Here is an 11494-nt window from a genome sequence, read left to right as displayed (position 1 = left end):
TAAAAAAGCCAGCATTAAGCTGGCTTTTTCAATCAGAAAGAAAACGGATTAAACGAAACGAATCGGCTTGAACTCAGGTTCTTCCACATGCGAGTCGCAATGCTCATCTTCTTCTTTGGTCCCACGGTCGATATAACCGCTACGCTCATCTTCTGGCAAATGTTTAATTTCCCATGCATACACCGCTTGCATACAAATTTGACGTTGTTCTTGAGTCAGCGCTACGCCATTTGGCCATTTACCAATTTCAATTGCCGTTTTTAATCGACCAACAATTTCAGGATCGAGTACGGCAAGCATCTGTTCAATATTCATAATTAATCCTGCTTTAATGAGTCAAAATCTTGGTTCCAGCCTAGCTTGGTACGACATGCCATATAGAAGTCATAACCAGGTGGATGTAATAAGTTGAGCTTAAATGGATGTTTGCGGATATGTAAACTATCGCCTACACCCAATGATACACTGTGTTGACCATCGGCACTGACCATTGGTAAAACACGGTTTTCACGAATCAAAATTTTAATTTCACTTTGTCCGCCCACGACAATCGGCCGTGACGACAAAGTATGTGGATGCATTGGCACTAAGGCAATCGCATCCATACTTGGGTGGACAATCGGCCCACCGCCAGATAATGCATAAGCTGTAGAGCCGGTTGGCGTGGAAACAATTAAACCGTCACTGTGTTGGCGGTACACATATTGGCCATCGATATTCAGTTCAAAGTCGATCATATGTACCGATTTACCTGAATGCAGCACAATATCATTTAAAGCCACGGCATCATAAATCGACTCACCTTTCGAGCGAATTTCCATTTCCAGCAAGAAACGTCGATCCAACTGAAACTCACCTTTGAGCACTTGATCTAACTTGAAAATCACTTCTGTCGGTTTGATATCGGTCAGGAAGCCCAAACGACCACGGTTCACCCCAATCACAGGGGTATTGTATTTCACCAAGGCACGTGCGGCATGAAGCAATGAACCATCACCGCCGACAACGATCACCAAATCGACAACTTCACCCAATAAATTACGGCTGACCGTCTGAGTATTATTGTAGGGAACCAGCTGCGCTGTTTGCGTATCAAATACAGGATGTAATCCCAAACTCAAAATATGATCGTGGATCAAACATAGGGTTTCGATCACTGATGATTTGTCTGGACGACCAATCAACCCAATGTTTCGAAATGATTTATGTGAAATTTGCACCTGCGCTTTTGCTCCGCTTCGCCTCATTGGTATCATATCACTAACAGAAATGATTTAAAAAAACTTTAAAGTTTCGACTTTAGTGAAGTAGCTTCCAATATTTTGCATACATATAACAGTTTAAATATTGCAAAATACTGAAAAGCTTCGCATGATTAGCAAAATTTCTCAGGGTTTTATCACTATTTATGAAGTCTGAACGTGGCATAGGCATAATTGCACTGATTTTTTCGCTGTTGATTATCGGCGGATTTCTCGTGTTCAGCATTTATCTTATTCGTCTAGATAATATTGTACGGGATAAATTCGAAGGTCAACGTTGGGATATTCCAGCCAAGGTATTTGCTCGTCCTTTAGAAATTTACACCAATGCGCCTGTAAGCCAAGCAGACCTCAACCAAGAACTGAAACTTTTGGGCTATAACGCTCAAGACAGCTATGCGAAAACGGGGAGTTACGTTACTTCTGGCAATGTAACCTATATCCATACGCGTGGTTTTGACTTTGGTGATAGTGTCGACCCTGAACAAGTCCTTAAAGTGACCTTTGGTGAAGATCAAATCACTGAAGTGAGTGCAACCAAGCCTTCAAGCAGTGGTATTGCCCGCTTAGAGCCGATGTTAATTGGTGGTATTTATCCTCAGCACAATGAAGACCGTGTGCTGATTAAACTTGATAAAGTGCCTAAGCCTTTAATCCAAGCTTTAATTGCTACCGAAGACCGTAATTTCTATCAGCATCATGGTATTTCGATTCGTGGTACAGCACGTGCCATTGTGAGTAATGTCACAGGTGGTAAACGTCAAGGTGGTTCGACCCTCACTCAGCAATTGGTGAAAAATTTTTATTTATCGCCTGAGAGAACCATTAAGCGTAAGGCCAACGAAGCCTTAATGGCCATGCTGATTGAACTTCACTATGACAAAGATGAAATTCTTGAAGCTTATTTAAACGAAGTGAACTTAGGTCAAAACGGTAACTATTCCATCAATGGTTATGGTTTAGCCTCACAATTCTATTTTGGTTTACCCCTACGTGAACTAAATATTGCTCAGCAGGCTTATTTAGTCGGTTTGGTACAAGGCCCGACCCTATTTAATCCGTGGAAAAACCCTGAAGGTGCGATTAAACGCCGTAATATTGTGTTAAACAATATGGTAGTGATGGGCTATTTAACTCAGGAACAATATGAAACTGAGTCAGCGCGTCCATTAAATGTCATTACTAAACCAACATTGGGCCCTTCTCGCTTCCCTGACTATATGGATATCGTGCGTCGTCAATTGCGTACCGAATACCAAGAAAGCGATTTGACCAATCAAGGTCTGCGTATTTTCACCGCGATGGACCCGATTGCTCAAACTCGTGTACAAACTGCATTTAAAGAATCTGTGGCACGTTTAAGTAATGCCAATCCAGCACGCTTGAAAGAATTACAAGGCGCGGTACTGGTGTCTCATCCTGAAAATGGTGAATTGGTTTCAGCAGTCGGTTCAACGCAGGACTTTACTGGCTTTAACCGTACAATGGATGCTAAACGTCAAGTCGGTTCATTGCTAAAACCTGTGATTTACCTCAGTGCGATAGAATCAAACCGTTATAACTGGGCGAGTCAAATCGAAGACAGTCCTATCAGCATTCAAAGTGATGGCAAAGCTTGGACACCGAAAAACTATAGTGGTGGTGCACATGGTGTCGTACCAATGGTCGATGCCCTATCAAACTCTTATAACCTCTCTGCGGTACGCTTAGGTCAAGAGTTCGGTATGTCGACTTTTATTAACCATCTGAAAAAGTTTGGTGTGACTTCTAATATTCCAAGCTACCCTTCGATTTACCTTGGTGCTATCGATATGTCACCGATGGAAGTGATGAGTGTGTATGGCAACTTTGCAACCGGTGGCTTCAAATATCCAGTGAAAGCTATTCGTTCAGTGGTCGATGCCAATGGTCGTTTATTAGATCGTTATAGCTTAACGGTACAACCGACTATTGCACCTGATGCAGCCTTTATCTTGAACTATGGTTTACAACAAGTCATGAGTTCAGGGACAGGCCGTTCTGCTTATGCATCATTACCAGCTTCACTCAAACTTGCAGGTAAATCAGGGACAACCAATGATACGCGTGACTCATGGTTTGCAGGTTATTCAGGTAATTATTTAAGTGTGGTTTGGTTAGGTTTAGACAACAACAAAGTTACAGGCTTAACTGGTTCGTCAGGAGCACTTCCGGTTTGGACCAATGTCATGAAGCAGTTACGTCAAAAGCCAGTTAATTTACGTCAACCAGACAGCGTACAGTGGCATTGGTTAGACCGTTATTCAGGTAATTTATCTGCACAGCATTGTACAGGTGCGATGTATATTCCTCTGTCGCGCAACTCTATTCCAAATCAAGCGACGGCATGTGGTTCGACACAATATGAAGTAGAACCTTACACAGTTGATACTGAAGAGACGCAGCCAACTCAGGAACAAAATGATAGTTTAGGTGACTACATTCGTGAAAGTGATGTCGATAATGATCAGGGTTCATCTGATCAACCTCGCATCATCTCAAGTGGAGAGTATACAAATTAAATTGCAAAACATTAAAGTTTTAAAAACGTTCAGTATTCTGAGCGTTTTGACGATCATTTTGGCTGGTTGCCAAACCATAGTCGAACCTGAGCAAAAGCCGCTTGCTCCACCTGAAAAAAAGGCAGATATCCATGACTCTTCTGGGGTCATTATTACGCCATATGACCATCCAGAAATTAAACGTCAACGCATCGTTATTCCTGAGCAGAAAACCCAAATTCAAAAGTTTGATGATGGTCGTGACTTACCTGCATTCAAAAAATTGATGCAAACTACGCAAACCGCTTATGCCAATGGAAAATGGAATGAAGCTGAAAGTGCTGCAACTCAAGCACAGCGTTTGGCACCACAATCTGCGGAAACTTTTTTATATTTGGCAATGATCGCCAATCGAAAAAATCAACCTGCGAATGCAGAATCGTTGGCACTGCGTGGATTAAGCTATGCTCAAACCAAGCCGATGAAACAACAGCTTTGGAATGTTGTTTTAAAAGCTGGTCAAATGCAAAAGAAAAGCAGCACCATTCAAAAAGCACAACAAGCAATTAAAGCTCTTTAAGCACCCCGTAAAAAAGCTTGATCTTAATTGAGATCAGGCTTTTTTATTTAAAACATACTAAAAGTAAGCTTATTTCCAATAGTTACTTTAAGTCTAAAATATCGACTTTAAATACAAATTTAATTCAATACACACTTTAATTTAAAAACTGCGAATACCTGCCACCCCATAAGCATGATGTTGCTGTGAAATAGACAATAATTCAGGACGCATGCCACCTAAAGCAAAAACAGGGATTTCTATGCCTCGTGCAATCTCAGAAAAATGCGCCCATCCCATACCTTGCGCCTCTGGATGACTTTGTGTCGCCAGAACTGGGCTCATAAAAATAGCCTCACAGCCAATTTTTTGCGCATGCAGCGCAGAAACTTGATCATGACAAGCTGCGATATAGCGCTTCCCAAGCTGTAAATCACCTTTATTTTTTTTCAGCAATTGGTGCTGCTTAAGATGTAAAGCCGAAATATGTGCTTGCACCTCTGTAGAGAGTAATGACCATAGATCTTCATTAATTATCAGTTGTTTTAAAATCACGGTAGGTAATTGATTTAATGCCTCTGCATTTTCTGCGCTGGCATCGACTCGCCAATAATACAACAGCGTCTCTTTAAGCGTTTCAAGTGTTGGTAAATCGGCGGTGATTTTGATCTGTTGCTGCCAATATAAACGCTGCAAAATAGCTTGATTGGCCTTTGGAAAATTCAAACTCATGAGTTGTTGACGCGAATACCAGGCCCATGGCTTTTGGATTTCATTCAGCAACGCATGCGGGACGGTGGCATGAAATAAATGTAATTTCACAATGACATCATCATATTCATGTTGAATAAAATCAAAAGCATGCCAGTCATGTAAACCAATTCCAACCTCTTCAAAAATTTCACGACGACAAGCCTGTTCAGGACTTTCACCCTGCTCGACTTTACCGCCCGGAAACTCATGTTTATTGCCCTGATGTTGTTTTGCTTCACGCCAACCCACCAGTACTTTGTCTTGATGCAATAAAATCGCAATGGCGACATCGATTTGCGGTTTAGACATAGTTCCCTGCTCTCTACTCTGTTCCAATTGATATCTAAGTGTAAGCAAATTTATCTTTTTTATAAAATCCTAAAATTACCGTTGACAGGCCTATTCGATAATGATTATCATTTAAACCATTCAGAAATACACCACGGAGTCGACGGAATGAACGCACCATTTAGCCTTTTTACTCGTAGCAATGAAGCACACCACTCACTGCCAATGCTACATTCAAACAACCTTTTTGCTTTAGGACGTGAAATTCGCATTATGCATGCAGGTGAAGAATATCGACTACGTTTAACACGAAATAATCGCCTTATTTTGACCAAATAATTTCTGATAAAAATAATAATTATCAGCGCAATAAAAATAATCGTGGACACAAGCAGTAAGCCATTCGCTTACTGCTTTTTTAAGTTTTGTACTTAGTTAAATTAAGTTTTATAGCTACTCAAACTTAATTTAAATCGCAACACTCATCTTCCTCTCACAACACTCTTTCGCTAAATTCCTTAGAGCAAATCGTGTTTTTAACGGATTGGAAAAGTGAGTTGTACCTTTAAGCCACCAAGTTCAGATGCATCCACATTTAAATGGCCTTGATGTAACTGTACAATTTTTTGGGCAATTGAAATACCTAAACCTGAACCTTGCGTCTTCGTTCCCAATACACGGTAAAATCGCTCGCCAATGCGTTGCAATTCTGCGACTGTCAGTCCCGCACCTTGATTTTCAATCGTCCAAACCGCCTGCTGTGCTGTTACCGTTAAATCAATCTTTACCTGTCCTTGCTCAGGACTATAGCGAATTGCGTTATCGACTAAATTGCGTAGACAGCTAAACATCAACTCTGGGTTCATAGCAAACTGTACAGACTGGGTCTGTAGCTTCAATTCGATCTGTTTTTCTTCAATAAAAGGCTGTAAAGCGTCAAAGACTTGTAAACTCAGCTGTTCTAAGTCTTCTTGTTTTTTATCTAATTGCTCCGATTGCGTCGGGTCGAGCCGTGCCAAAATCAGTAGATTTTCCAACACGCGCGTTCCTCGATTAACATCGTGCTGTATGCTCAATAAATCCTGCTGAATGTCGGGATATTTTCGTTTTAATACCTGAAGTCGCATTTGAATCGCAGACAGCGGTGAGCGTAATTCATGTGAAGCATCGGATGTAAAGCGTTGTTCCGCCTCTAAGGCTTGATCTAATCGACTTAATAAAAAATTCAGCTGTGTTTGGATCGGCTCTAGTTCTTGTAATACAGGTTCAGGTAAGACAATGGCTTGTAAGTCATCTACATTTTTTTCAGCGATTTGTTTTGAAAAAAGCTGTAAAACTTTCAATTGACGTTTAATCAAAATATGCAGTAATAGCCATTGGATCAACCAGACAATCAACAGAATCCCTGCATAGCCTAGTACGCTTTGCAGCGTTTCTCTGAGCCGTGTTTTCATCGGTTGAATGATTTGTACCCTTAATCCATCGTCCTGAAGTGCATAGCTACGCCAAAGCGCGCCTTCTCTCCATTGATAATGCAACCCTTGTTTTAAATTGGGCTGATGTTCAAATGCTGTGTGTTGTTCCGATGTGGTTAAGACTTGCGACCCTTGCATGAGTTGATATTGCATATCAAACTCTTCACTCAGCTCATCTATTTGTTCGTCTTGCTTCAGCGTGAGATCAGTAGCAGTGAGCATGTCAGCCACTTCGTCCATCAGGGCATCATGTACACTCATGATGTGATAAAGACCAAATCCCAACATCAGACACAGGGAGATTGCTCCCGCCCAAATTGCACTGAGCAGTGAGGTTTTAATCAGTTGCGACTGTAAGGAAATGCTTTTTTTATCACTCATAGACTTAACTTTGTTGTGGAAGATTCATGCGATAACCCAAACCTCTTAAGGTTTTGATGTAATCACTGCCAATCTTCTTACGCAATTGGTAAATAAAAACTTCGATCGCATTACTTTCAACTTCATCCCCCCAAGCATAGAGTGATTCTTCGAGTTGGCTACGCGTCATAATATGCTCAGGATTTAACATCATCTTATGCAAGATTTGATATTCACGCGATGTCAGCGTAATCAATTCCGCATTTTTACGCAGCGTTTTGGCTTGTACATCTAAACTTAAATCCCCGAAAGTCAGAGAATTATCACGCTGTTGATGATGCAAGCGTAATTGGGCACGTACCCTTGCTGACAACTCTTCCAAGCTAAAGGGTTTTACCAAATAATCATGAGCACCCAGATCTAAACCTTCTACACGATCTGCAATACTGTCCCGAGCAGTAATGAATAAAACTGGTGTAAGCGGATGCAACTGTACGATACGTTTTAAAATTTCATCACCAGTTACTTTTGGTAAGCCACGATCTAAAAGTATGCAATCATATTGATGTTGTTCTAAAGCCAAAATAGCGTGATCGCCGCGATCAACCCAATCGACACTATAGCCATCCATTTCAAGCCATGTTTTTATACTGTCTGCTTGGGATGCATCATCTTCTGCCAATAAAATTCGCATCTTACCTACCCTATTTCTATGGTTCCGACTTCAGTGTATCGAACTTTTGCTCATATCTACTCATATCATAAAAAAACCACAGCAAGCCGTGGTTTTTTATGGAGCAGCACTGAAATGAATAACAGGCTAAATTAAAATTTTACTTGATCGACATCAACTTCAACGCGTTTCGTCGGTTTGTAATCAATGTCGATTTCTCCAATGAGCGTTACCGGTGTTTTAGCTGAAATCGCTTTGCCTTGCCAAAGTTCATCATCAATATCCACTGTAATGCTGCCTGTGCTATCGCGGAACTGATATTTTTCATCGCCCATCGATTTCACAACATAACCTTTCAATTGAACTTTACTATCATCTTTTAAGCCTAAGGCATGTTTCACCGATGTGGTTTTCATCGGTGCAACTGCAGCCTGATTGACTACTGTATTCGCAACTGCCACTGATGCCACACCTGCAAATGCTAAACCACATACCAATTGAGTGAATGTTGTCATCTTCGGTCTCTCTTACTTTGTCTATTTCGATAGCGCTATTTAAACAAAGCAAGATGAGTCGAATCTTAAGCTGCAAAGACGTTTTTATTTATTTGATCGAACCATTAGTTGAGCGGTACGACACGCAGAACTTCCTCTAAAGTCGTCACCCCTGCAAGTACTTTACGCGCACCTGCAATTCGTAATGGCTCGACATGTTCTTTACGTGCCTGTGTACGTAATTGGGTTAGATCTGCATTGGCACCAATCAATTGTTTGGTTTCAATACTGAGTGGCATAAATTCATAAATCCCCACACGGCCTTTATAACCCGTTTGACGACATTCATCACAGCCCACCGCCTCGTAGACAAAATCAGGCATTTGTATCGCATATTCAAAGGTCAAATGTTTCCACTCTTGTTCATTGATAAAAGTCTCACGCTTACAATGTGGACAGAGTTGACGAACCAAACGTTGTGCCAAAACCCCTAAAATGGTCGCTGCCGTTAAAAAAGGCTGAATCCCCAGATCATGTAATCGCGTCAAACTCGATGGTGCATCATTGGTATGTAAAGTTGAAAGCACCAAATGACCTGTTAATGCAGCTTGGATTGCCATATTTGCCGTATCATGATCTCGGATCTCCCCGACCATGATAATGTCAGGGTCTTGACGCATTAAAGCCCGTACACCATCAGCAAAGCCTAAATCAATCCCTGTATTCACCTGCATTTGGTTAAAGCTCGGCTCTAACATCTCAATCGGGTCTTCAATCGTACAGACATTCACTTCTTCAGTTGCCAATTGCTTGAGCGATGAATAAAGCGTGGTGGTTTTACCCGAACCCGTCGGACCGGTCACTAAAATAATACCGTGACTATGACTGGTTAATGCTTTCCAATCATCCAACAGACACCCTTCAAAACCGAGCTGTTGGAAACTACGTACCAAGACTTCAGGGTCAAAAATACGCATGACTAACTTTTCACCAAAGGCTGTTGGCAGCGTCGATAAACGTAGCTCTGTTTCTTGGCCTTTGGGTGTACGGGTTTTTAAACGTCCATCTTGCGGTTTACGTTTTTCAGCCACATTCATCCGACCTAAGATCTTAATTCGCGAGACCACGGCTGTCAGGGTATTTGCGGGCATGTTGTAGATGGTATGCAATACGCCATCGATACGAAAACGCACCTTTCCTGTATCTTTACGCGGCTCGAGGTGAATATCACTTGCACCTTGTTCGAAGGCAAACTGTAAGACCCAATCCACAAGCTTCACAATATGCTGATCATTGGCATCTGGATTTTGTGTATCACCTAATTGTAATAGTGCTTCAACGCCTTTATTTTCACGGTCATAACTCGATGATTTTTGCGAATTACTGACCGCACGACTCACTTGGTAATATTCAACCAAGTAACGCTGTAGTTGGTCTGGACTGAGTAATACACGCTGAATCTTACGTGGTAATACCGTTCTCTCTAAATTGGCAATCCATTCATTTTTATAAGGTTGATCCGTTGCAATCAGCACATGCTCATTTTGTAATTCAACCGCTAAAATGCGATTTCGTACTGCAAATTCCTGAGACATAATGGCGGTCAAAGCAGGCACATCAGCTTTTAGAGGATCGATAATATAAAACGGTACTCCAGACTTTTCTGCCAACCATTGGCAAAGTCTATTCAATGTTAAGGTAGACTGCGGATGACTCTGATCGACTAAATTAAAATTGGCAATCCATTGTAGAGGATGCCATTTCAACTGCTCACGCTGACGGTGCGTGGTTTGAATCAGTATTTTGTCCCGTTCAGTAATACGTCCATCTTTTTGTAATTGGTCTAAACACCAAGAAGTGTCAATTTCAAAATTAAAAGTCATTGTTCTATGTTCCCCAAACATAGGTTCACTATAACAAAACCAGCTGATTAAAACGCAATATTTTTTACTTAAATTATTAAGAAAAATTTAACTTAAATCATTAATTTTAATTAGTTAATTTTTAACATTCCCTTTTTTATGTTTTTCTATACTATATGCAACAGTCACAAATAATAGTGACGTAATTCATAATTTATTAAAGAGGGTAACATGAAATTTAAAATTTTAAGCCTAGCCATTTTTAGTTCCTTAATTCTAAGCGCTTGCGGCGGCGGCTCTTCAGACAATAGTTCTACTTCATCTGAAACTGGATCAGGAAATGGAGCTGAAACTAGTTCCGAAAATAATAAATGGTCAATCTACTCATCATCATATTGGGATGGAAGCGACAATTTATTCGAAAAAACACATTTCAATATTCAAAATAATACTATTTATTTCAATGTTGATTATTTAAGCAATAACAATGAAAATTATGACTTGAAATGGATAATTTCTGATTATTTAACAGACGAAGGCCTTTATACACCAGTGCTGAACAAAACCGAATATGGTTATAAATTTGCCAATTTAATTTCTAAAAATGATAGCCAATGGATTTTCACACCAGCATCTAGTCAAAACTTCAATGGTCTGAAACTGACTCAAAATTTCGAAGTGGTAAATTTAACAGGTAAAGAAATTGGCTATTACGTAGACACATTTAATTATCTTTCAGGTGCAGATACTACGTTAGCAACGAAGTTGGGCACATTCCCTAGTTTCTATTATTCAAAATTAAAAGGAAAAACTTTTCCTCAAGGTTCAACTTGCTTAAGACTGAAAACATCATCAAGTTCAAAAAATTATGTTGAACTCCTTGGTGACAACATTAATGGTTTTGATCCTACTGAATATTTAGATGACGGTTATACCATCCAAAACATAGCTTCTTATCCAGTTTATATTTCGAAAAATCAACCTGTAAATTATGATTTTGATGCTTATGTGCAGTTTAATCAAAATTATCGTTATGGCTCATACTATAAATCAGGGACCACTTACACATTGGCTAATGATATTAAAGACTATCAAGCTGACTTAGATGAGGCGATTCAAAATTATGGAAAGGATAGCCTGGAAGCAAAAGTTGAAACTAACTATGTAGAAGCAATCAAAAATGAATGCTCGCTATTTAACAATATCGCTAGTACTGAAATTGATAAATACTCTAAATTAAAGTAATTCG

11 protein-coding genes are annotated in these 11494 nt (G+C 40.2%); 4 read left to right on the top strand and 7 right to left on the bottom strand.

Features of this window, described 5'->3' with window-relative positions:
* Nucleotides 1–48: 48 nt before the first annotated feature.
* Both FTT76_RS05295 and FTT76_RS05290 read right to left on the bottom strand, forming a co-directional pair.
* On the bottom strand, nt 49–315 hold the full coding sequence (locus FTT76_RS05295; protein ID WP_078189099.1) for a YeaC family protein: 267 nt from the start codon (nt 313–315) through the stop codon (nt 49–51).
* 2 nt (nt 316–317) lie between these two features.
* On the bottom strand, nt 318–1256 hold the full coding sequence (locus FTT76_RS05290) for an NAD(+) kinase (RefSeq protein ID WP_078189100.1): 939 nt from the start codon (nt 1254–1256) through the stop codon (nt 318–320).
* 152 nt (nt 1257–1408) lie between these two features.
* Here FTT76_RS05290 and mrcB point away from each other — a divergent pair, with 152 nt between their 5' ends.
* Both mrcB and FTT76_RS05280 read left to right on the top strand, forming a co-directional pair.
* Complete coding sequence (gene mrcB / locus FTT76_RS05285; RefSeq protein ID WP_168379334.1) at nt 1409–3802, top strand: penicillin-binding protein 1B; 2394 nt, start codon at nt 1409–1411, stop codon at nt 3800–3802.
* The gene (locus tag FTT76_RS05280; protein ID WP_257235043.1) at nt 3744–4361 is read left to right on the top strand and encodes a tetratricopeptide repeat protein; all 618 of its coding nucleotides are present in this window, start codon (nt 3744–3746) and stop codon (nt 4359–4361) included. Before mrcB ends, FTT76_RS05280 begins: the two co-directional genes overlap by 59 nt.
* A 141-nt stretch (nt 4362–4502) precedes the next feature.
* Here FTT76_RS05280 and FTT76_RS05275 read toward each other — a convergent pair whose 3' ends face one another.
* Entirely contained in the window at nt 4503–5402 is a 900-nt protein-coding gene (locus tag FTT76_RS05275; RefSeq protein WP_180009489.1) for an NUDIX domain-containing protein, read from the bottom strand.
* A 147-nt stretch (nt 5403–5549) separates the two neighbouring features.
* Here FTT76_RS05275 and hemP point away from each other — a divergent pair, with 147 nt between their 5' ends.
* Nucleotides 5550–5720: a hemin uptake protein HemP gene (hemP, locus tag FTT76_RS05270; protein ID WP_078189103.1), complete on the top strand. Its 171-nt coding sequence runs from the start codon at nt 5550–5552 to the stop codon at nt 5718–5720.
* Nucleotides 5721–5917: 197 nt separating this feature from the next.
* Here the strand turns inward: hemP and FTT76_RS05265 are convergent, their stop codons facing one another.
* The 4 genes from FTT76_RS05265 to FTT76_RS05250 form a co-directional block, all read right to left on the bottom strand.
* Entirely contained in the window at nt 5918–7237 is a 1320-nt protein-coding gene (locus FTT76_RS05265; RefSeq protein WP_180190134.1) for a HAMP domain-containing sensor histidine kinase, read from the bottom strand.
* A gap of 4 nt (nt 7238–7241) precedes the next feature.
* A complete protein-coding gene (locus FTT76_RS05260; protein WP_180009491.1) occupies nt 7242–7910 on the bottom strand; it encodes a response regulator transcription factor in 669 nt (222 codons plus the stop codon).
* Between the two features lie 131 nt (nt 7911–8041).
* Nucleotides 8042–8404: a NirD/YgiW/YdeI family stress tolerance protein gene (locus FTT76_RS05255; protein WP_180009492.1), complete on the bottom strand. Its 363-nt coding sequence runs from the start codon at nt 8402–8404 to the stop codon at nt 8042–8044.
* A 104-nt stretch (nt 8405–8508) separates the two neighbouring features.
* Complete coding sequence (locus tag FTT76_RS05250) at nt 8509–10266, bottom strand: GspE/PulE family protein (RefSeq protein ID WP_180009493.1); 1758 nt, start codon at nt 10264–10266, stop codon at nt 8509–8511.
* 210 nt (nt 10267–10476) lie between these two features.
* Here FTT76_RS05250 and FTT76_RS05245 point away from each other — a divergent pair, with 210 nt between their 5' ends.
* Nucleotides 10477–11490 (top strand): hypothetical protein, encoded by a 1014-nt coding sequence (locus FTT76_RS05245; RefSeq protein WP_168379329.1) that lies wholly within the window; start codon nt 10477–10479, stop codon nt 11488–11490.
* Nucleotides 11491–11494: the final 4 nt, after the last annotated feature.

The organism is Acinetobacter sp. YH01009 (assembly GCF_013420765.1).
Taxonomy (GTDB): Bacteria; Pseudomonadota; Gammaproteobacteria; order Pseudomonadales; family Moraxellaceae; genus Acinetobacter; species Acinetobacter amyesii.
The sequence above is the reverse complement of the archived record's forward strand: the minus strand, read 5'-3'. Positions and strand labels throughout refer to the sequence as shown.

Bases quoted from the DNA above. Each gene is read 5' to 3' on its own strand.
- FTT76_RS05280 (WP_257235043.1), top strand. From the start codon at position 3,744: ATGATCAGGGTTCATCTGATCAACCTCGCATCATCTCAAGTGGAGAGT.
- FTT76_RS05295 (WP_078189099.1), bottom strand. From the start codon at position 315: ATGAATATTGAACAGATGCTTGCCGTACTCGATCCTGAAATTGTTGGT.
- mrcB (WP_168379334.1), top strand. From the start codon at position 1,409: ATGAAGTCTGAACGTGGCATAGGCATAATTGCACTGATTTTTTCGCTG.
- FTT76_RS05275 (WP_180009489.1), bottom strand. From the start codon at position 5,402: ATGTCTAAACCGCAAATCGATGTCGCCATTGCGATTTTATTGCATCAA.
- FTT76_RS05255 (WP_180009492.1), bottom strand. From the start codon at position 8,404: ATGACAACATTCACTCAATTGGTATGTGGTTTAGCATTTGCAGGTGTG.
- FTT76_RS05290 (WP_078189100.1), bottom strand. From the start codon at position 1,256: ATGATACCAATGAGGCGAAGCGGAGCAAAAGCGCAGGTGCAAATTTCA.
- FTT76_RS05260 (WP_180009491.1), bottom strand. From the start codon at position 7,910: ATGCGAATTTTATTGGCAGAAGATGATGCATCCCAAGCAGACAGTATA.
- FTT76_RS05265 (WP_180190134.1), bottom strand. From the start codon at position 7,237: ATGAGTGATAAAAAAAGCATTTCCTTACAGTCGCAACTGATTAAAACC.
- FTT76_RS05245 (WP_168379329.1), top strand. From the start codon at position 10,477: ATGAAATTTAAAATTTTAAGCCTAGCCATTTTTAGTTCCTTAATTCTA.
- hemP (WP_078189103.1), top strand. From the start codon at position 5,550: ATGAACGCACCATTTAGCCTTTTTACTCGTAGCAATGAAGCACACCAC.
- FTT76_RS05250 (WP_180009493.1), bottom strand. From the start codon at position 10,266: ATGACTTTTAATTTTGAAATTGACACTTCTTGGTGTTTAGACCAATTA.